The organism is Micromonospora sp. NPDC050784, from assembly GCF_044456765.1.
Lineage (GTDB): Bacteria > Actinomycetota > Actinomycetes > Mycobacteriales > Micromonosporaceae > Micromonospora > Micromonospora foliorum.
This window is the reverse complement of record NZ_JBITGG010000009.1, coordinates 212,573-232,313: the sequence shown is the minus strand read 5'-3', so window position 1 is coordinate 232,313 and position 19,741 is coordinate 212,573. Positions and strand designations below refer to the sequence as shown.

Here is a 19,741-nt window from a genome sequence, read left to right as displayed (position 1 = left end):
GACGCGGTGCAAGAGTGAAGCGATGTCATCACCGGTCGAACAGGTGACGGAACTGGGCCCCGGCACCGGCCCTGACGGCGCTCGCCTGCCCCACTACCTGGTCGCGGCACTGCTGGCCCGTACCGCTGACGAAGGCGCCCGCGTCGCGCTAGTGATCTTCGCCCTGGACCGGACGGGCAGCGCCGCGGTCGGCGGGACATTGGTCGCGACCCTGCTCCTCCCACACGTCGTGGCCGCACCCCTGGTCGGCGGGCTGGTCGACCGGTCGCGACGGCCAACAGTCGTGCTCGCCGCCGCGATCGCGGTCTTCGCCGGCGCCCTCGCAGCCCCGGTCGCCCTGCTCGGTCACGCGCCGCTGTGGCAGACCTACCTCGTCCTCGCGATAGCGGGGTGCTGCGGGCCTGCACTGACCGGCGGGCTGACCAGCCAACTGGCCGCACTGGCCGGCCCCGGGCACGAGGCTCGTGCCTTCGCGCTGGACTCGTTGTCCTACAACGTCGCCGGCGTGGTCGGGCCGGCGACGGTGGGGCTGGTGGCGGCGTCCGCCAGCCCGAGCACCGCCACCCTCGCGCTCGCGGTCGCCGGCGGATTCGGCGCCCTCGGCGTCGCATCCCTGCGCCTGCCCGCCTCCGCGGCGGAGCAGACCCGCGCGGGCCCCCTGTTCCAGGGTGCCCGCGCGATCGTGCGGAACCCGGCCCTGCGAACGATCACACTCGCCACCAGCGTCGGCCAACTGGGCCTCGGCGGCATGGCTGTCGTCGCCACCACCCTCGCTGCGGCTGCGCACCAACCCAGCCGTGCCGGGTTGCTCCTCAGCGCGACCGCCGGTGGCGCGTTCGTGGGATCACTGCTCTGGGCATGGCGTCCGTTGCCGGCGTCCCGTGCGCCCGGCGTGGCGGTCTGGGCCATGGTCGCGGTCGGCGTACCCCTCGCGTTGGCCGCCGCGGTGTACTCCCTGCCGCTGGCCGCCGCACTGTTCGCGCTGTCCGGGCTCTTCACCGGACCGTTCGCGGCGGCGCTGTTCCTGGCCCGGAGTCACCTGGCCGCCGAGGCGATCCGTACGCAGGTCTTCACCATCGGCGCCGGACTGAAGGTGGCCGCCTCGGCGATCGGCGTCGGCCTCCTGGGACTCGCCACCGACCTGCCGGCGAGTGCTCAACTACTGGTGGTGGCCGCCTTCCCGATTGTCGCGGGCATGGCGGGCGGCGTGCTGCTGCGGCGCCACCCACGAGCGGGTGTGGGCGGACACATCGGCGCTTGCTGAGCTTCTTTCACAAGCGTAGGAAGAACACCATCCATCGATCCGCCGTCCCGCGTCGAAGGAGATGCGTGTGACCACCTCCCGAGGGCTCCGTCTCGCCGTGTCCGTGCTGGTGACCGCAGGCGCCGTCCTGCTCGGCACGGCGGCCCCTGCCGCACCGCCGACGACTCCCGCGCCGGCCGGGCACCCGTCCTGCGACCCGATCGACCCGACCGCCTGCCTGCTGCCGTTCCCGAACGACTACTTCACCGTGCCGGACCGGAGCAGCCCCACCGGCAAGCGGGTGCGGTTCGCCGCCGCCGCGATGCCCGCCAACGTGCAGGGAAACCCGATCGACCCGACGGAGTGGAACCGGCAGGACGGGTTCAGTCCGGGCTCGCCGATCCTGGTGCGGGTACCCGGCCTGGACGCCGTGGCGAGCGGGATCGCGCCGGTCACCGACATCGGCCGCTCGCTGGCGCCGGATGCGCCGATCGTGCTGCTCAACACCCGGACCGGTGAGCGCACGCCGTACTGGGCCGAGTTGGACGCGCACGCCGCCGGCCAGCCCGACCGGCAGTTGCTGATAATCCGGCCGGCGGTGGCGCTGAGCGAGGGCGCCCGCTACGTCGTCGGGTTGCGCGGCCTGCGCGACGGCAACGGGGCGTCGATCCCGGCGCCGAAGGCGTTCACGGCGTACGTGACCGGTGCCGGCCGCAAGCAGCGGGACGCTCGGGCGCCACAGCTGAGGCGGATCCTCAGCGAGCTGACCCGGATCGGCGTCCAGCGGCACAGCCTCTACCTGGCCTGGGACTTCACCGTGGCCAGCCGGCACGGGCTGACCGGGCGGATGCTGGCGCTCCGGGACGACGCGTTCGCCGACCTCGGCCGGGCCGCGCCGCCGGTCACCGTCACCCAGGTGACCGACTACCCGCCGGAGCAGGATCCGCTGATCGCCCGGCAGGTGACCGGCACCATCGGCGTACCGTCCTATTTGACCGGCGACGGCGGGCCCGGCTCCCGGCTGCACTACGGGCCGGTCGGCGGCACCGGGACGCCGCCCACGCCGAACGCCCTGCCCACGCCGTCCGGCGCGACGGTGGCTGCGGACTTCGTCTGCAACATCCCACGCAGTGCCTCGGCCGCGAGGCCGGCGCACCTCTCGCTCTACGGCCACGGGCTGCTCGGCAGACCGACCGAGATCAACGCCGGCAACGTCAAGACGATGTCGAACACCCACAACTTCACCTTCTGTGCGACCAGCTGGATCGGCATGGCCGCCGCCGACGTCCCGTACGTGGCCGGCGCCTTCACCGACCTCAGTGCCTTTCCCGCGGTGGCGGACCGGTTGCAGCAGAGCTTCCTGAACTTCCTCTTCCTGGGCCGCGCGATGATCCACCCGGACGGGTTTGCCGCCCACCCGGCGTTCCGGGACTCCACCGCCCGGACGCTGATCAATCGCGGTGGCGGCCTGCACTACGACGGCAACAGCCAGGGCGGCATCAACGGAGGCGCGCTCACCGCCATCGCCCAGGACTGGACCCGGTCGGTGCTCGGCGTACCGGCGATGAACTACTCCACGCTGCTGCAACGCAGCGTGGACTTCGCACCGTTCCAGGCCGTGCTGGACGGCCACTACCCGGACAAGGTCGACCAACAGTTGGTCCTCGCGCTGCTGCAGATGTTGTGGGACCGGTCCGAGGCCAACGGGTACGCCCAACACATGACCGACCGCCCACTACCGCGCACCCCGGCGCACCAGGTGCTGATGCACGTGGCCTTCGGCGACCAGCAGGTCTCGCCCGCCGCGGCGGAGGTGCAGGCGCGCACCATCGGCGCGCGCCTGCACACCCCCGCGCTCGCCGACGGCTGGTCACTGGACGTGCGGCCGTACTGGGGCATCACACCGATCCGCCGCTACCCGTACACCGGCTCGGCGATCGTGATCTGGAACAGCGGCGCGGCCTACGCGCCACCGCCGACCAACCTCGCCCCGGCCGGGCCGGAGTTCGGCGACGATCCGCACGAGTTCCCCCGCGCCCAGGCCGGGGCCCAGAAACAGAAGGCGGTCTTCCTGCTCACCGGCAAGGTCGTCGACGTCTGCGCGCGGACACCCTGCCCGTGACGCGGGCCTCGGGACGAAGCGGGGCGCTGGCCCGTGCCAGCGCCCCGCGGAGAAAACGTCGAGTTCGCCGGGTCAGCAGCGCACTTCGGTCTCCTTCTGCGCCACGTCCGAGATGCCGCCGAGGGCCCGGGTGCACACCGACAGCGTGTTGGCGCCCAGGGACCAGACCTCCGGGCCGCTGGAACACTGCAGGTCACTCAGCGTGCTTCCGGTCACGATGGAGGTGCAGACCTGGTACGAGCCGTGGCTGGCCCGGTACTGCTGCCACACGTACGTGTAGGCGTAGTTCTTGCCGCAGCCCTTGTACTGCTTGACCGATGCGGCGGTCTGACCGCCGACGGTGACGTAGGCGGTCGCGCCGATCTGCACCGAGCCGGCGCAGCGCGGGTTGGTCTCGGCGTGCGCGGGTCCGGCGAACGCCAGCGTCGCGGGCACAGCCAGACCGGCGGCCGCGAGGATGCGTACGCCACGGCGGGAAAGGCTTTTCATCAGTGGCCTCCTTCAATGCACCGGGACCGTCGAGCCCGGTGTCGTCGAAGCACCACATTGATGACGGCCTTGGCCCGTTCGGTACCCTCTGACACGCTCTGACAACGCCTGACGACGTCGTCTGACATGGGGGAGTGATGAAGGACCAGCGTGCCGCCGCCGAGTCGATTCAGGACAGACGGGCCGCCGAGAGGTTCGCCGAACAGCTACGGACCCTGCGGACCGCCGCGGGGGACCCGTCGTTCCGCAAGATGGCGGGGCGGTCGGGCCGGATCTCGCACACCACCCTGCACGAGGCGGCCGCCGGGACGAGGTTCCCCTCCTGGGAGACCGTGCGGGAGTTCGTCCGAGCCTGCGAGGCGGACGAGGTCCAGTGGCGGCGTCGCTGGGAGGACGCGCAGCGCCCCGCGTCTGCCCGTGGCGCCGATGACGGCGACGCCGCGCCGGTCAGTACCGACTCCCCGACCGGCGCCGAAACCCCGATCACCACGGGCGGGAAGAAGCCCGACACCGAGACCGACGCCCCGGAGACGGACGGTCCCGTCGTGTCCGTCGTCCCCGCGGCGTCTCCGGAGGAGCAGAACGCGCTGCGCGGCACGGACTATTCGCCGACCGACGAGGAGGTCGCCGGTGCACGGCGCCACCGCCTGCCGTGGCTCGCCGCCGCCGCGGTGGTCCTGGTGGTGGCGATGGTCGCCGTCCTGGGCGTCGTCGTTCGCGGCCGGTCGTCGCGGCACGACTCCGGCTTGACGGCGGCCTCGTCCACACCGTCGCCGTCGCCGTCGGCGTTCTCGGACTCGCTGATCCCCGGCGACTCCAGCAAGTTCATCTCCGACGTCACCATCCCCGACGGCACCCGGGTGCGGGTGAACTCCCAGTTCGTCAAGGTGTGGGCACTCAAGAACGTGGGAAAGGTCGCCTGGCACAACCGTTTCCTCCAGCGGACCAACCCCACCGCCGACGCCGACGGTTGCCAGGTTCCGGACCGGGTGGCGATCGGTGACACACCGCCCGACGAGCAGGTGATGATCAGTGTCGAGGTCACCGCGCCGAGCCGCCCCGGAAAGTGCTGGGTCAGCTGGAAGATGGTCGACGAGAACGGGCAGGAGTACTTCCCCACCCGCCGGCCGGTGTACTTCATGGTCACCGTCACCGCCTGAGCGCGCTCACCGGTCGCCCTGACCGGTGTCAGAGCGCGAACCACCGATGTCAGCCCCGGGTTCCACCAAAGCTGACAACACCGCATCCATCGAGGTCGGTGACGGTCTGACGGATCTGACAGGACAATGGGGGTACCGAACAGCAGGCCGATTCTCGCAAGGTGATGTCCGTTCCCCGAACGACCCACCAACTGCGAGGAGGATCGACCTTGCGTCGTCCCTGGTTATCCGTCGGGCTCGCCGCGCTCTGCGTGGCCGTCGGCCTCCCGGCCCACGCGTGGGCCGCGACATCCGGCGCCACAGCGCAGCGAACCGTCACCACGGCCGCGCGGCCGGTCGTGGACATGGAGGCCACCGTCCTGGCCGCCCAGATCGACCCCCGTCGGGCCGACAACACCCTGACCCCGGGCGCGAAGAGCTCGGTGCTCGCCGTCGAGCAGGCGTTGCAGGCGCAGGGTCTGCTGAACGCGCAGTGGGTCGATGGCTACTTCGGCACCGTGACCGTCTCGGCGTACGCCGCGTACCAGCGCTCGCTCGGCTACACCGGGCTGGCCGCGAACGGGCTGCCCGGCACCACGTCACTGACGAAGCTCGGACAGAACCGTTACACCGTCGGCAACCCGATCGGCCCGGGCGCGAAGGTCCAGCGTGACGGGTACGTCGTCAACGCCCGTACGCAGGCCATGTTGGCCGAGGCGCAGCGTCTGCTCGGCTACCCCCTGGTGCTCGACCAGGGCTCCTACAACCCCGGGGGCGACCCCACCTCGGCCGGTACGCACGACGGCGGCGGTGTGGTGGACATCGCGGTCACCGGCATGACCGCGGCCAGGCGCACCGCCGTCGCCCGGGCCCTGCGTCAGGTCGGGTTCGCGGCCTGGGTCCGCAACCCGAACCAGGGTGACTGGCCGTGGCACATCCACGCCACGGCGATCAGCGACACGGACCTGTCCAGCCAGGCGCAGCACCAGGTCGGCGACTACTTCCTCGGCATGAACGGCCTGGCCAACCAGGGACCGGACGACGGCCCCCAGGTTCCGATCAGGACCTGGGAGCAGTACCAGCGCGGGCAGTGACCCCGCACCCCTTCACCGTTTCTGAAAGGACACCATGAACATCCGTAAGAGCCTCGCCGCGGCCGGCGTCGCGCTGGCCGCGACCACCTCGATCCTCAGCGTCGCATCGCCCGCGTCGGCGGCGGCCCGAGATGGGGTCTGCGACAGCGGCGAGTTCTGCTACTACTACAACAGCGACAACGCGGGATCGATCTCGGACTTCACCGGTTCGCTCGACGACTACGGCACCGAGCAGCCCTCGTGCTACGACTTCAAGGGCGCTGGCGCTGGCAAGGGCCTGTGCATCAAGAACGAGGCCGCCTCGGTCTGGAACCGCAGCACCAAGACCGTACGCGTCTACTTCAACAGCGGCTACGCCGGTTCTTACCAGGACTTCGCGGCCGGCGCGAAGGGCAACCTCAACGCCACGCTGAAGAACAACAACGCCTCGCACCAGTTCTCGCCGTCGACGCGCACGAACCTGTCGTACGCCCTGTACCAGGCCAGCGGCGGCACGGTCACGTGCGGCTTCGACGGTTACACCACCACGCCCGGCCGGCACGAGGGCATCGACATCGCCCGCAGCGTCGGCTCGGACGTGCGCGCCCTGGTCTCCGGAACGGTCATCTACGTCGCGCGGGGCAGCACCGGCAGCGGCGGCCTGTCCACGATCTCCGTCTACAACTCCTCGCTCAACAAGTCGGTGATCTACCTGCACACCGCGCCGAAGTCCGGGGTGAGCGTGGGCGACGCCATCAGCAAGGGCGAGATCATCGCCGACGAGTCGTGGCACGGGGTGTCCTCCAGCTCGGGCGCGCACACCCACGTCGAGGTCCGGGCGGGCCGGCAGACCCACGCGGCCGTCAGCGTCGGCGACTCCACCCTGGACAACGCCGACCCGACCGCGTTCTGGAACTCCCAGGGCTACAACGAGAGGTAGGACGCCATGAATATCCGCAAGGGCCTCGCCGTCGTCGGCGCCGTCCTCGCCATGTCCACCTCCATCCTGAGTGTTGCCTCGCCGGCAGCGGCGGCGGAACGGGACGGAACCTGCGACAGCGGCGAGTTCTGCTACTACTACAACAGCAACCAGGCCGGCTCGGTCTCGGACTTCACCGACTCACTTGACGACTACGGTACGACCCAACCGACCTGCTACGACTTCAAGGGCGCGGGCAGCGGCAAGGGCCTGTGCGTGAAGAACAACGCCGCGTCGGTGTGGAACCGGACCGGCAAGACGGTGCGCGTCTACTTCAACAGCAACTTCGCCGGCGCGACCCAGGACTTCGCGGCCGGGGCGAAGGGCAACCTCAACACCACGCTGAAGAACAACAACGCCTCGCACGAGTTGCTGAGCGGGCCGACGGGTTGTAGTACCGACGGCACCAACAGCAAGCTGCCGAGCACCATCCTCGTCTACCGGGTCAGTCTCGGGCGCGTCGACCGGGTCGACTTCAAGACGTACGTCAAGAACGTCCTCCCGAACGAGTGGATCACGAGCTGGCCGGCCGCCTCGCTGGATGCCGGTGCGATGGCGGTCAAGAGCTACGGGTGGTACTGGGCGCTGCACTCGACCCGCAAGACGTCCGGCGGACAGTGCTACGACGTTCGGGACGACACCGGCGACCAGGTCTACCGGCCGTCGTCGGCAGTCTCGTCCACGTCCGCCGCGGTGGACCGGACGTGGTCGGCCCGGATGACCCGGAGCGGCAACATCCTGCGGGCGCACTACTGCGCGACGACGACCGCGTGCGGTGGCTGGGTGGACGGTGACTGGCTGTCGCAGTACGGTTCGCGCGATCTCGCCAACGAGGGCAAGAACTACCAGGCGATTCTGCGCTACTACTACCGCGACATCGCGCTCTCCTGAGGTAAGGCACCCACCGCGCCGCCCGCCGCAGCTCTGCGGCGGGCGGCGCGTTCGTCGGCTACGCCGCCGGCTCGACCGCCTCGACGAGCACCTCAAGGACGTGCCGGTACGGCTGGCCGGTGGCCCGACTCATGCCCATCTCGCAGGTGCGGTTGCAGGAGGCGTACGCGTCGTGGTCGCGCTCGTTGATCTCGGCGGCCTGCGCGGCGGTGGCGCCGGCCGTGACCTCGGGGTGCAGCAGCCCTCGGTCACCGGCGAAGGCGCAGCACCCCCAACTGTCCGGCACGGTGACCGTGTCGGCGACCGCCCCGGCCACCGCGCGCAGGTCGTCGATGCCGCCCAGGTGCACGGTGGAGCAGGTGGGGTGCAGGGCCAGCGAGCCCAGTCGCCGGGGCTGCGGCAGCGCCGGCAGCAGGTGCTCGGCGGTGAAGGTCACGCTGTCGACGAAGCGCAGCGCGCCGTACCGTGCCCGGTCCTCCTCGGCCAGCGCGGCGGTCAGCTGCGTGAGCCCGTGCGTGCAGGATGACGCGTCGCACACGATGGGCAGGCGACCCTCGTCGCTGGCCGCCCAGAGCGCGGCCAGGGTCCGCTCGGCCATCTCGCGGTGACCGGCGGGGTAGCCCTTGGACTGCCACGGCGTTCCGCAGCACAGGCCCGCCGTGCCGGTCGGTACGACGAGCGGCACCCCCGCCAGTTCGCAGAGGCGCAGGAAGGCCGCCGCCGAACCGCCGGACGAGCCGTCCTCCGACGCGAAGAGGCTGCCGACGCAGGCCGCGAAGAACACCGCCTGGGCGTCCGGCGCGCTGCGGGGGGTGGGTCGGGGCGCGCCGGCGCGCGGCATGTCGTCGCTCCACAGCGGCACGAGTTCGGTGGCGCCGAGCCCACGGATCGCCTTGGTCGCGGCGCGGGTCACCGGCGTCGGTACGGCGTGCACGGCGGTCAGTCCCACCCGGACGCCCGTCACGGCGGCCTGCCAGTGCCGTGCTGCGGTGCGGGCGGTGCGCTGGGCGCGAGGGGTGTGCCGCTCGGCGCGTAGCCGTTTCATCGCCGCCCCGGTGTCGATGCCAACGGGGCAGGCGGTGACGCAGAGGCTGTCCGCGGCGCAGCTGTCCACCGCGGCGTACGCGTAGTCGGCGGTCAGCTCCCGGCGGCGCTCCTCGTCGCCGGCGGCCGTGGCGAGGGCGATCTGCCGTTGCAGGACGATGCGCTGCCGCGGGGTGGTTGTCACGTCGGCGGTGGGGCAGACCGGTTCGCAGTAGCCACACTCGACGCAGGCGTCCAGCTCGGGGTCGACCGTCGGGACGGCCTTGAGCTGCCGCAGGTGCACGGTCGGGTCGTCGTTGAGCAGCACACCGGGGTTGAGCAGGCCGCTCGGGTCGCACAACCGCTTGAGCTCGCGCATGACGTCGTACAGCTCGTCGCCGTACTGCCGGCGGACGAAGGGGGCCATGGCCCGACCGGTGCCGTGCTCCGCCTTGAGTGTTCCCCCCTCGGCCAGCACGAGGTCGACCATGTCGTCGGTGAACCGGGCGTAGCGGTCGATCTCGGCCGGGGTGTCGAAGGACTGGGTCAGCATGAAGTGCAGGTTGCCGTCGCGGGCGTGTCCGAAGATCACCGCGTCCGGGTAGCCGTGCCTGTCGAACAGGCGGATCAGCCCGTCGCAGGTGCCGGTCAGGCGCGGCATCGGCACCGCGACGTCCTCCAGCAGGGCCGTGGTGCCGGGCGGGCGAGCCCCGGCGACGGCGGTGTAGAGGCCCTTGCGCAGGTGCCAGAGGTTGGCCCGTTCGCGCGGGTCGCGGGTCAGCTCGGTGCCGGTGACGGCCGGCAGCCGGTCGAGCACGGGCCGGGCGTCGGCAAGCGTCGCGGCCAACTGCTCCGCGCTGTCCTCGGCGAACTCCACCAACAGCGCGGCGTGGCCGGTGACCGTCAACCCGCGCAGGGTCGGGCTCGCACCCGGGTCGCGCTGGCTGACCCGCAGCGCGGCCGCGTCGAGCAGTTCGGCGGTACGGGCGCCGGCGGCGAGCAGGGCCGGCAGCGCGTCGGTGGCGTCGGTGAGACCGGGCAGGATCAGCAGGCCGGTGGCGGCGTGGTCGTGGATCTCGACGGTACGGAAGACGGCCTCGGCCACGAAGCCGAGGGTGCCCTCGCTGCCGATCATCAGGTGGGCGAGCATCTCGACCGGGCTGCTGTGGTCGAGCAGCGAGTTCAGCCCGTACCCCATGGTGTTCTTCATCGCGAACAGCCGCTCGATGGTGGCGCGCGGCCCCGGCGTCGCGCGCACCCGGTCGCGCAGCCGCAGCAGCCCGGCGTGCAGCTCGGGCTCGTCGACCCGCAGCCGGTCGTCGGCGTTGCGGGCGCCGGAGTCGACGACGGTGCCGGACGGGAGCACGAAGCGCAGCGACTCCATGGTGCGGTACGCGTTGTCGGTGGTGCCGCAGGTCATCCCGCTGGAGTTGTTGGCCACCATGCCACCGACCGTGCAGGCGGCCTCGCTGGCCGGGTCCGGGCCGAGCCGGCGTCGGTAGCGGGCCAGCCGGGCGTTGGCCTGCCGGATCGTCAGGCCCGGCTGAAGCCGGATGCGGCGGCCGTCGTCGAGGACCTCGGCGTGCCGCCAGTCGGTGCGCACGTCGACAAGCACGCCCGCACCGCCGGCCTGCCCGGCGAGGCTGGTGCCGCCGCCGCGCAGGGTCAGCGGCACCCCGGCCTCCCGGGCGCCGGCCATCAACGCACCCACCTCGGCCGCCGAGGCGGCGCGGACCACGGCCTGCGGCTCGAAAAGGTACGGCGAGGCGTCGTGTGCCGCCGCCAGCCTCCGGGGCAGCTCGGCGCTGGCCCGGCTCGGATCATCCAGGCGCGAGCGCAGCAGCTCGGCGACCGCGCGGGCGCGAGCGCCGGCCGCGGTCGGCGGCGGCACGGGTACGACGGGTCTCATCGGCGGATCCTCCCGGGGAGCGTGGTCAGCCGGCCACCGGCGGCACGGCGGCACGATCGGCGATATGCAGCCGGCGGGGCGTGGTGTCGGCCGGTGCCGGCAGCCGCAGCGGCTGGCGGCCGGGGGTGATGCTGCCGAGCACCGAGGCGTGCCGCGCGCCGGTGCCCGAGCGCAGGGTGCCCGGCAGCCCGTGCACGGTCAGGTAACCCAGCAGCGCGAAGGCCAGCGCCTCCTTGGCGTCCGACGCCACGCCCAGCTCGTCGCTGGAGGACAGGTCGACACCCGGTAGCTCCTCGGCGATCATGCGCATCAGCGTCGGGTTGTGCGCGCCACCGCCGGAGACGACGAGTCGGGTGACGCCGTGGTCCCGGCAGGCGCCGGCCACCGTGACCGCCGTCAGCCGGGTGAGCGTGGCCAACACGTCCTGCGGGTCCGGCGTGGGCGCGTCGGCGAGGGCGGCCAGCAGGTAGGGAAGGTGGAACAGCTCCTTACCGGTGCTCTTCGGGCCGGGCAGCCCGTAGTACGGCTCGTCGAGCAGCCGCCGCAGCAGCTCCGGGTTCACCTGCCCGGCGGCCGCCCCGCGCCCGTCCCGGTCGTACTCCTCGGTGCCTCCGCTGAAGTGACGCGCGGCGGCGTCGAGAAGCGCGTTCGCCGGCCCGGTGTCGAAGGCGAGCGGGTCCGCGTCCGGCGCGACGACGGTGATGTTGGCGATGCCGCCCAGGTTCAGCGCGGCCGGAACGCCGGGCAGACCGCCCAGCAGCAGCGCGTCGAAGAGGGCGACCAGGGGAGCGCCCTGGCCGCCGGCGGCGACGTCGCGGCTGCGCAGGTCGGACACGACCGGACGGCCGGTGGCCTCCGCGATCCAGGCCGGCTGACCCAGCTGGAGAGTGCCCCGAACGGTGCCAGCCTCGACCCAGTGGTGCATGGTCTGCCCGTGCGAGACAACCAGGTCGGCGTGGCCGTCGCACAGCTCGGCGAGGGCCCGCACGCCGGCCTCGGCGAAGGCCTGACCGATGCCGGTGTCCAGCACGCAGATCGCCTCGGTGGTGGTCGGCGCGGGCGGCAGGGCCGCGGCGATCCGCGTGCGCAACTCGTCGGAGTACGGGTGGCTGAGCCGACCCAGCGGTCGCATCCGCAGGGTGTCGCCGCTCAGCTCGAACTCGGCCGCGGCGGCTTCGATGCCGTCGTAGGAGGTTCCGGACATCAGGCCGATCACGCGCATCACGTCCTCCTTCACGCCCGGCCGGCGGGCGCCGCCGTCGCGTCGTCGTCGACCTCGTCGCTACGTCCATGGTCGTACGGCGTCTCCGGGGCCGGGTGGAACCGGCTGGACACCGCGCCGACGACCAGGGTGATCAGGACGCCGATCGGGACCAGCCACTGGGCGGCGATGGCCGTGGCGGTGGTGGTCCCGGCCGTCGTCACATCGATCTTGACGTAGCGGACGATGTAGGTCATCACCGCCACGGTGACCAGGAAGGCGATCACCGCGTCGACCTGGTTGGCCCGCTTGACGAGACGGCCGAGCAGGAAGGCCCCGAGCAGCGCCCCGTAGGTGTAGCCGGCGATGGTCAAACCGGTCAGGTAGACGTTTCCGGTGCTGGAGCTGAACGCGCAGGCGAAGACCGCCATCAGCACCGCCCAGACCAGGGTCATCACCCGGGCGAGCCGGAGCATCGCGTCGTCGGACGGGACCGTGCGGAAGAAGCTGTGGATGAAGTCGGCGACGGTGGAGTTCGACATCGAGTTCAGCGCCGAGGACAGCGAACCCATCGCGGCGCCGAGGATGCCGGCCACCAGCAGACCCGAGATGCCCACCGGCAGGGCGTGCAGGATGAAGCTCGGGTAGAGGTTGTCGCTGCTCGCCAGGCCGAGTTCCTTGAAGGTCTGACCCTTGTTGTACGACCACAGCAGCGCCCCGACCAGGGAGAACGCCGCGAACTGGATCACCACGAAGATGCCCGAGGAGATCATCGCCTTCTGCCCCTCGCGCAGCGTGCGGGTGGACAGGATGCGCTGGACGATCAGCTGGTCCGACCCGTGGCTGGCCATCGCGAAGATCGCGCCGCCGATGATCGCGGTCGGCAGGGCGAACGGGCTGGTGAGCACGTGCGCGAGCGTGAAGTTGGTGTCGAAGAGCTGGAACTTGCCGGCGTCCAGTGCCTGCGAGTAGCCGTCGAAGCCGACGGCGTGGCTCAGCACCGCGATGGCCAGGATCGCCCCGCCCAGGTACAGCCCCATCTGGATGGCGTCGGTCCAGATGACCGCCTTGATGCCACCGAGGTAGGTGTAGACCACCGTGATGAGTGTCAGAACGATGATGATGGCCTGATAGCCGACATTCAGCCCGAACTCGTCGAGGAGAAGCTTGATGGGGATGGCCGAGGCGAACAGTCGTACGCCCTCGGCGAGCAGGCGGGTGAAGACGAAGGTGACCGACGCCAGACCCTGGAGTTTCAGGCCAAACCGCTCACCGAGGTACTGGTAGGCGCTGACGAACCCACCCCGCTTGTAGAGGGGGATGAGCACCGCGGCCACGACGACCCGACCGATGACGTAGCCCAGGGCCAGCTCGACGTTGCCGAAGCCCTGCCCGCTGTAGGCGCCGCCGGGAACACTGATCACGGTGAGGACGCTGGTCTCAGTGGCGACCACGGAGAACGAGACGGTCCACCAGGGCAGTCGACCCTCGCCCACGAAGTAGTCCTTGGCGGACTTCTGTTTACCGGACAGGCGTAGTCCGACGAAGGCGATCACCACGAGGTACAGCACGATCACGACGAGGTCGAGTTGACGCACGGCTCGCTCCCAACCAGCGGTTGTCAATAAGTGACGTTGACCCACCCTAACGCGAAACTTTTTGCCACCGCCCGTCCGGGCTGGTTACGCTGTGGTTTCAGCCTGCTGATACGGGGACTGTTCGCAGCTGCGCCTCGGCCTGGCCGCGGCGGCGGGTCGCGAAGACGCGCTCGACGGCGAGCCGTCGCAGGCGACCGGAGACCTCTCCCCGCCGGCCGGCGACTGCACACCAGCGAGAGGAACGAGCACCCCGTGGACCTCAGCACCCTCGGCACCGAGACCCGCAACGACAAGACCAGCGACCTCGACCGGATGTCTCCCACCGAGTTGCTTCTCGCGATGAACGACGAGGACCAGACGGTCGCCGACGCCGTCCGCCGGGCCGTGCCGGACATCGCCGCCGCCGTCGACGTCATCGTGGCGTCGCTCCGCCAGGGCGGACGGCTGATCTACCTCGGCGCGGGCACCAGCGGCCGGATCGGCATGCTCGACGCCGTCGAGATCCCACCCACCTTCGGTACGACGCCCGACCGGGTCGTCGGCCTGCTCGCCGGCGGGGCACGAGCCTTCGGCGTCGCCGTCGAGGGCGCGGAGGACGACCCGACCCGCGCCGTCGCCGACCTCGACGCGGTCGGCCTCACCGCCCGCGACACGGTGGTCGGGCTCGCCGCCAGCGGCCGTACCCCGTACGTGGTCGGTGGGTTGGATCACGCCCGCGCGACCGGCGCGGCGACCGTCTCGGTGGCCTGCAACACCGACGCGGTGGTCAGCCGGCACGCCGACGTCGCCATCGAGGTGCCCACCGGCCCCGAGGTGCTCACCGGCTCCACCCGGCTCAAGGCCGGCACCGCCGAGAAGCTGGTCTGCAACATGCTCTCCACCGCCACGATGGCCCGGCTCGGCAAGGTCTACGGCAATCTGATGGTGGACATGAACGCCACCAACGAGAAGCTCGTCGACCGGGCGCGTCGGATCGTCGCCGAGGCTGCCGACACCGACCTCGACACGGCCGCGCGGGCGCTCGCGGCGGCGCACGGGCACGCCAAGACGGCCATCGTGCTGCTGCTGGCGAACTGCACCGCCGAGGAGGCCGCGGCCCGGCTGCGCGCCGCCGACGACGACGTCCGGGCGGCCGTCGCGGCCTGAGACAGGGGTTCGCCGGGGCGTCGTGACCGGGTCGGGGCGAGGGTGAGCGGTAGCTCGTTGCCCGGCTCGGGTCAGTCCTCCAGGTCGAACGCGAAGGTTCCCGCCTCGATGCGGTCGATGGCGCCGCGGCTCCTGCCGGTGGCGATCGCCGTGCTGTCGGCACGGATCTCGCTGTCGGTCAGCTCGCCTAGAGTGCCCCGCATGTACTTCGTCTGCCGCTGGCGCGAGGAATCGCCGTTCAGCAAGCGGGTGGTCACCGTGCCCGACACCACCGTGCTCGACTGGTTCCGTCGCGGCTGGGGTCGCGACGACCCACGAGAATGGATCGAAAGCGAGCTGGGCGAGGACGTCTACGGCTTGGACTCGATCTTCGAGGAGGCCCGGGAGCGGCACCTGCCACCGCCGGGGACGGTTGACGAGCTGCGCGACCTGCTGAACGAGCACCTCTGGGTGGAGGGCGACGACGACGGCACGTTCATCCGGCTCGGTGAGCACGCCCTGCGTGTGCGGACCGACGACGACGAGGTGGATCTGGCCTACTACTTCGTCGACGAGGACGCCGCCGCCGCGTCGCCTCACCGGCTCGCGTTCCTGTTGCACGACACCTGGCCGCTGCCCGCCGACGCCGCCGCGCCCGGTGCGGTCTTCGAGCATGGCGCGCCGGTCCGTACCGTCCGCATCGCTCCGTCCGGTGCGGAGGCCGTCTTCTCGGTCCGACTGTGCTGGGATCCGTCCGACACGGACACGAACCTGGACCTGGCTGGCGCCCTCGTCTTCCCCGGCCTCACCCTGCCGGGCTTCGCCGCTGGTCTTCAGGCCGTCGACGCGCCCGACACCCGGCTCTGGCCGCCCGACGCCCGGCTGCTGCGGGCCCTCATCGCGCCCGGTGAGGAGGACATCGGCGTGGCGCTGGCGCGCTACGCCCGGCTGCCCGGATACGACCCGTCGCCCGCTAACCTCGACCGGGTGTTCGCGCACGACGAGATCCACCGGGAGACGCTGGAGATGATGACCCCGGCGCCGTCCGTCGGGTCGCTGATCCAGATCGACCCGCACATGGTGCAGGTCGCTCGATACATCGATGACTTCTTCGGGTTCGACCAGTGGTTCCTCTTCGACACCAGATGGGCGGCGGCCAACCAGGACCTGGCCCGTTCACTTCTGCGTTACGTCGCGCACTGGGACCCGTACGACGGCATCACGTCGAAGTAGCCTTCTGCCGTCGTCCACGGCGTCGCGTTGATCAGCAGGGTGCCTGGGTCGAGAAGCCAGATCGACGAAGCGCCCCGTCCATAGCGGATGGGGCGCTTCGTGGTGTCAGTAGAGCTGTGGGTAGGGAACCGTTCTGTCCTCGTCCGTCTCGACGCCGGGGGAGCTGGCCAACTCGATCCGGGGGGACCGATCCGGCGGGAGGTGGTCGAAGTTGGCGATGACGACCACATCCACCTCCCCGTCGATCATCATCTGCTCGACGGTCTCCCACGAAGCCCGCATGATTCCTGCGAATCGGTAGGAGTGTCGGCGAAGGTGGCTGAGACACCTCGCGACGGCGGGCTCCGACGGCTCGATGTCGGCGGGGATCCAAATAACGGCGATTTCCATGAACCTCTCCTGATCAACGTCGTGGACGCGAGTGGGTGATCAGGAGTTGTCGGGGCGGGGGAGGGCCCCGTTCCACGGGACGGCTGGTAGCGCGCATGTCCATGGCGGTGACGGTGAGCCCCGGGCGCAGCGGCGAGGTGGGCGGCGGAGCTTCGGCTGTTGACGTGGGTGGATCAGCGCCTCCGGTGCCGGCGCCTGTCGGTGCGGACGCCAGCGCCAGCACGAACGCCGGTGGCCCCGGTGCGGGATGGGCGGGCGGGGTGGGCCGCTCTCCGGTGACGGTCGCCAGCGTCGCCCGCGCCTGCTTCGACGTCCGGCCGTCGGACGTGCTGTGGGCGCCGCTCCGGCGCACCGTCACCGGGGCGGGCGTCGACGGTGCTGGCGACGGTGGCGAGGCAACGCGTACGGCCGGCGAAGCCGAGGCGGATGGTGCCGGTGTGGCCCGCGCCGACGACGACGGTGCGCGGCCCGGCCGACTTGGCGCGGTGGTGACGGGCTTGGCCGGAAGTGTCGGCACCGGAACGGCCGACGGCAGGGGCACCGGAACGGCCGACGGCAGGGGCACCGGAACGGCCGACGGCAGGGGCACCGGGTCCGTCGACGGTAGGGGCAGGGGGACGACCGCGGTCGGCAGGGGCAGCGGGACACGCAGCTGCACCTCGGCGACGTCGTCCACCGAAACCTTGATGGCCTTCGGCGAGGTGGCGACCTCCAGCGGGAGACGCGGCGGCGCCGGGGTGTCGGCGTGGGCGGGGTTGGCACCCAGGGCCGCGCCGAGGGCCACCGCTCCGAAGGCCACCGGGGGGAGGCTGTGCCTCAGCCGCATCAGACGGAGGCCGCCGGCAGCGGTGTCGCCAACCCGGCCCGATCCGAGTCACCGGTCCGGTGCCGCCGGCCGAGCAGCTGCCCCTCGCGCCCTGCCGTCGCCTCCATGCGCGGGTTCTTGCCCCGGCGAACCGAGGGCTACACCTTGTGTCGATATCTCGGGTGAGCGATGTGGACCGACCGAAGATGCACCTGACCGGTTCACACCCGGGCCTCGGCGGGGCGTCGAGCGGCAGGTCACGCAGCCGGCGGATCGGCGTCGACAGGTAGATGATCGGGGACAGCACGGTGAGCGCCCCGAAGATCAGCAGGGTGGTGCGGGCACCGAGTGGCCCGGCCAGGATGCCGGCGAGCAGGCCGCCGACCGGGATGGCACCCCAGGAGACGAACTTGACCGTGGCGATCACCCGGGACAGCAGTTCCGGCGGGCTGGCGAGCATCCGGTACGTGCGGGTGGTCACGCTGAGCACCACTGTGGAGCTCGCGAAGATGAGGTTCCCGACGGCGAAGGCCAGGAATGCGGTGGTGCCGGTGCCCAGCGGGATGATGAGCGCGCCGACCACGCCAACGAAGGCCGAGATGATCAGGCCGCGGGCGGTGCCGAAACGATTGGTGAACCGGGTCGTCAGCGCGGCGCCGATGAGCGTGCCGAGGCCGTCGGCGGCGAGCAGCAGCCCGACCATGAACGGTGAGGCGTGCAGCTCGCGCACCAGATAGAACGGGAACAGGGCCAGCATGGCGCCGTTGACGAAGTTCGTCGCGGTGGCGTCCCACATGGCCGGTCCGATGATCGGGTGTCGGAGCACGAAGTGCCAGCCCTCACGGATCATCGTGACCATCGGTGGCCGCTCGGCCGGTCGCTGCACCCGCCGGGCCGGCAGGGTGCGCAGCAACACCGCGGAGAGCAGGTAGCTGACGGCGTCCACGAACAGCGTCGGCACCGCACCCAGCAGCTGCACCGCGAGACCGCCCAGGGATGGCCCGCCCAGCGCGGTGGCGGCGTGCGTGCCGGAGGTGAGGCTGTTGCGGGCCTGCAACTGCGCGGCGGGCACGATCTCCGGCAGGAAGGTCTGGTTCGCCACGTCGAACAGCACGTTGGCGAAGCTCACCACCAGGGCGACCGCGATCAGCTGGGCCACCGTCAGCATGTCGAACCACCAGGCCAGCGGGACCGACGCGATGGCGAGGGCCCGGGCCAGATCCAGGGCGACCTGCATGCCGCGCAGCGGCACGCGCTGCACGATCACCCCCGCCGGCAGGCTGATCAGAAGGTACGCCAGATAGCCCGCCGCCGTGATCAGGCCCATCTCGAAGGCCGTCGCGTCGAGCACGGTCAGCGCGGTCAGCGGTAGCGCCACGGCACCGACCGCCGAGCCTAGTTGGCTGGTCGTGCCGACGACCCACCACCGCCAGAAAGTAGTAAGTCCCGTAATGGAACTCACTATAGGGGCGCACGGGAGACGGCGTCGACCCCGCTGACGCGGTCGCGACCCGGAACCCGCTGCCTATCGCGCTCGGCGCACCATCTCGAGCGTCCGAAGCGCGCCGAGGTGCACACCATGATCGTCACCGTGTCTGACGTTCACCTCCCGTGCCTTCGGGTCCTCCAGCCCTTCCAGTTCGGCCGTCGCCTCGGCCAGCGTCGTCGTAGCCATCGCCGCCTCCTGGCCATCGGGACCGGACGTTTCACACTCGCGTAACGGGTATCCAGGCGTACCAGTGCGACCGGCGGTGAACAGCTTTACGTAGTGAGGGGGCACCTGTCATGCCTGATCCACAGCCCACCATCGTGCTCGTGCACGGCGCGTTCGCCGAGTCGGCGAGCTGGAACGGAGTGCTCGAGCGGCTGGGCGCCGCGTACGACTCGGTGGCCGTCGCGAACCCGCTGCGGAGCGTCGCAGGCGACGCCGCGTACGTGCGGGACGTGGTGCGCGGGATCGGCGGTCCGGTCCTCCTCGTCGGCCACTCGTACGGCGGTATGGTGATCACCCAGGCCGCGGCCGGCGACACCTCGGTGCGGGCCCTCGTGTACGTCAACGCCTTCGCCCCGGACACCGACGAGTCGGCGATGACGCTGTCCGCGAAGTTTCCCGGCAGCACCCTCGCCGACACGCTCGTGCAGTACCCGGTGTCGACCGGTGGGAACGAGTTGGCGATCGGCCAGGACCAGTACCACGCGCAGTTCTGCGCGGACTCGTCGGACGACGTGGCCGTGCTGATGGCGCGGACCCAGCGGCCGATCACCGAAGAGGGCCTGGGTGGCAAGCTCACCGGCGATCCCGCGTGGCGATCGCTGCCCAGCTGGTTCGTGTTCGGGGACGCTGACAAGAACATTCCCGCCGAGGTGCACCGCTTCATGGCCGAGCGGGCCAACCCCCGGGGGCAGCGCGAGGTCGTCGGCGGCTCGCACGCGATGGCGGTGGCCCGGCCGGGCGAGGTCGCCGAGACGATCATCGAGGCGGTTCGGGGCGTGAGCTGACGGTCCGGACGGACAGCTGGCG

At 71.2% G+C, this 19,741-nt stretch carries 16 protein-coding genes and 1 pseudogene; 9 read left to right on the top strand and 8 right to left on the bottom strand.

The window, feature by feature from the left end:
* The first annotated feature begins 22 nt into the window (after positions 1-22).
* Positions 23-1,264: an MFS transporter gene (locus ACIBD9_RS15245; protein WP_396717963.1), complete on the top strand. Its 1,242-nt coding sequence runs from the start codon at positions 23-25 to the stop codon at positions 1,262-1,264.
* A gap of 67 nt (positions 1,265-1,331) precedes the next feature.
* Complete coding sequence (locus tag ACIBD9_RS15240; protein ID WP_396717961.1) at positions 1,332-3,365, top strand: hypothetical protein; 2,034 nt, start codon at positions 1,332-1,334, stop codon at positions 3,363-3,365.
* Between the two features lie 72 nt (positions 3,366-3,437).
* Here ACIBD9_RS15240 and ACIBD9_RS15235 read toward each other — a convergent pair whose 3' ends face one another.
* The gene (locus ACIBD9_RS15235; RefSeq protein ID WP_396717958.1) at positions 3,438-3,854 is read right to left on the bottom strand and encodes a hypothetical protein; all 417 of its coding nucleotides are present in this window, start codon (positions 3,852-3,854) and stop codon (positions 3,438-3,440) included.
* A 137-nt stretch (positions 3,855-3,991) separates the two neighbouring features.
* Between ACIBD9_RS15235 and ACIBD9_RS15230 the strand changes: the two genes are divergently transcribed.
* The 4 genes from ACIBD9_RS15230 (at position 3,992) to ACIBD9_RS15215 (ending at position 7,936) form a co-directional block, all read left to right on the top strand.
* The gene (locus ACIBD9_RS15230; RefSeq protein ID WP_396717955.1) at positions 3,992-5,014 is read left to right on the top strand and encodes an NBR1-Ig-like domain-containing protein; all 1,023 of its coding nucleotides are present in this window, start codon (positions 3,992-3,994) and stop codon (positions 5,012-5,014) included.
* A gap of 209 nt (positions 5,015-5,223) precedes the next feature.
* Positions 5,224-6,087, top strand: a complete 864-nt coding sequence (locus ACIBD9_RS15225; protein ID WP_396717952.1) for a peptidoglycan-binding protein — start codon at positions 5,224-5,226, stop codon at positions 6,085-6,087.
* A 34-nt stretch (positions 6,088-6,121) separates the two neighbouring features.
* Positions 6,122-7,006: a peptidase inhibitor family I36 protein gene (locus ACIBD9_RS15220; protein ID WP_396717950.1), complete on the top strand. Its 885-nt coding sequence runs from the start codon at positions 6,122-6,124 to the stop codon at positions 7,004-7,006.
* Positions 7,007-7,012: 6 nt separating this feature from the next.
* Positions 7,013-7,936 carry a peptidase inhibitor family I36 protein gene (locus ACIBD9_RS15215; RefSeq protein ID WP_396717948.1) on the top strand — a complete coding sequence of 308 codons (924 nt, stop codon included), beginning with the start codon at positions 7,013-7,015 and terminating at the stop codon, positions 7,934-7,936.
* A gap of 58 nt (positions 7,937-7,994) precedes the next feature.
* Here ACIBD9_RS15215 and ACIBD9_RS15210 read toward each other — a convergent pair whose 3' ends face one another.
* From ACIBD9_RS15210 to ACIBD9_RS15200, 3 genes are read right to left on the bottom strand one after another with little or no spacing between them, the layout of a single operon-like run.
* Positions 7,995-10,868, bottom strand: a complete 2,874-nt coding sequence (locus ACIBD9_RS15210; protein ID WP_396717946.1) for an FAD-binding and (Fe-S)-binding domain-containing protein — start codon at positions 10,866-10,868, stop codon at positions 7,995-7,997.
* Between the two features lie 25 nt (positions 10,869-10,893).
* Positions 10,894-12,090 carry an anhydro-N-acetylmuramic acid kinase gene (locus tag ACIBD9_RS15205; protein WP_396717944.1) on the bottom strand — a complete coding sequence of 399 codons (1,197 nt, stop codon included), beginning with the start codon at positions 12,088-12,090 and terminating at the stop codon, positions 10,894-10,896.
* An 11-nt stretch (positions 12,091-12,101) separates the two neighbouring features.
* The gene (locus ACIBD9_RS15200) at positions 12,102-13,667 is read right to left on the bottom strand and encodes a sodium:solute symporter (protein ID WP_396717941.1); all 1,566 of its coding nucleotides are present in this window, start codon (positions 13,665-13,667) and stop codon (positions 12,102-12,104) included.
* A gap of 252 nt (positions 13,668-13,919) precedes the next feature.
* On the opposite strand from ACIBD9_RS15200, the gene murQ reads away from it, so the two are divergent.
* Positions 13,920-14,813: an N-acetylmuramic acid 6-phosphate etherase gene (gene murQ, locus ACIBD9_RS15195; protein ID WP_396717938.1), complete on the top strand. Its 894-nt coding sequence runs from the start codon at positions 13,920-13,922 to the stop codon at positions 14,811-14,813.
* A gap of 71 nt (positions 14,814-14,884) precedes the next feature.
* Here the strand turns inward: murQ and ACIBD9_RS15190 are convergent, their stop codons facing one another.
* The gene (locus ACIBD9_RS15190; RefSeq protein ID WP_396717935.1) at positions 14,885-15,016 is read right to left on the bottom strand and encodes a hypothetical protein; all 132 of its coding nucleotides are present in this window, start codon (positions 15,014-15,016) and stop codon (positions 14,885-14,887) included.
* Between ACIBD9_RS15190 and ACIBD9_RS15185 the strand changes: the two genes are divergently transcribed.
* Positions 15,015-16,025 carry a hypothetical protein gene (locus tag ACIBD9_RS15185; RefSeq protein ID WP_396717933.1) on the top strand — a complete coding sequence of 337 codons (1,011 nt, stop codon included), beginning with the start codon at positions 15,015-15,017 and terminating at the stop codon, positions 16,023-16,025. The genes ACIBD9_RS15190 and ACIBD9_RS15185 overlap by 2 nt on opposite strands.
* A 105-nt stretch (positions 16,026-16,130) precedes the next feature.
* Here ACIBD9_RS15185 and ACIBD9_RS15180 read toward each other — a convergent pair whose 3' ends face one another.
* The 3 genes and pseudogenes from ACIBD9_RS15180 to ACIBD9_RS15170 form a co-directional block, all read right to left on the bottom strand.
* Complete coding sequence (locus ACIBD9_RS15180) at positions 16,131-16,415, bottom strand: hypothetical protein (protein WP_396717931.1); 285 nt, start codon at positions 16,413-16,415, stop codon at positions 16,131-16,133.
* Between the two features lie 1,058 nt (positions 16,416-17,473).
* Positions 17,474-18,682: pseudogene (locus tag ACIBD9_RS15175) on the bottom strand (MFS transporter); the annotation flags it as partial.
* A gap of 63 nt (positions 18,683-18,745) precedes the next feature.
* The gene (locus ACIBD9_RS15170) at positions 18,746-18,895 is read right to left on the bottom strand and encodes a hypothetical protein (protein ID WP_396717929.1); all 150 of its coding nucleotides are present in this window, start codon (positions 18,893-18,895) and stop codon (positions 18,746-18,748) included.
* Positions 18,896-19,005: 110 nt separating this feature from the next.
* Between ACIBD9_RS15170 and ACIBD9_RS15165 the strand changes: the two genes are divergently transcribed.
* Positions 19,006-19,719 (top strand): alpha/beta fold hydrolase, encoded by a 714-nt coding sequence (locus ACIBD9_RS15165; protein ID WP_396717926.1) that lies wholly within the window; start codon positions 19,006-19,008, stop codon positions 19,717-19,719.
* Positions 19,720-19,741 lie beyond the last annotated feature (22 nt).

Coding starts and splice junctions, on each gene's coding strand:
- ACIBD9_RS15245 (WP_396717963.1), top strand. CDS start 23: ATGTCATCACCGGTCGAACAGGTGACGGAACTGGGCCCCGGCACCGGC.
- ACIBD9_RS15170 (WP_396717929.1), bottom strand. CDS start 18,895: ATGGCTACGACGACGCTGGCCGAGGCGACGGCCGAACTGGAAGGGCTG.
- ACIBD9_RS15185 (WP_396717933.1), top strand. CDS start 15,015: ATGTACTTCGTCTGCCGCTGGCGCGAGGAATCGCCGTTCAGCAAGCGG.
- ACIBD9_RS15215 (WP_396717948.1), top strand. CDS start 7,013: ATGAATATCCGCAAGGGCCTCGCCGTCGTCGGCGCCGTCCTCGCCATG.
- ACIBD9_RS15230 (WP_396717955.1), top strand. CDS start 3,992: ATGAAGGACCAGCGTGCCGCCGCCGAGTCGATTCAGGACAGACGGGCC.
- ACIBD9_RS15235 (WP_396717958.1), bottom strand. CDS start 3,854: ATGAAAAGCCTTTCCCGCCGTGGCGTACGCATCCTCGCGGCCGCCGGT.
- ACIBD9_RS15220 (WP_396717950.1), top strand. CDS start 6,122: ATGAACATCCGTAAGAGCCTCGCCGCGGCCGGCGTCGCGCTGGCCGCG.
- ACIBD9_RS15180 (WP_396717931.1), bottom strand. CDS start 16,415: ATGGAAATCGCCGTTATTTGGATCCCCGCCGACATCGAGCCGTCGGAG.
- ACIBD9_RS15165 (WP_396717926.1), top strand. CDS start 19,006: ATGCCTGATCCACAGCCCACCATCGTGCTCGTGCACGGCGCGTTCGCC.
- ACIBD9_RS15190 (WP_396717935.1), bottom strand. CDS start 15,016: ATGCGGGGCACTCTAGGCGAGCTGACCGACAGCGAGATCCGTGCCGAC.
- ACIBD9_RS15210 (WP_396717946.1), bottom strand. CDS start 10,868: ATGAGACCCGTCGTACCCGTGCCGCCGCCGACCGCGGCCGGCGCTCGC.
- ACIBD9_RS15205 (WP_396717944.1), bottom strand. CDS start 12,090: ATGCGCGTGATCGGCCTGATGTCCGGAACCTCCTACGACGGCATCGAA.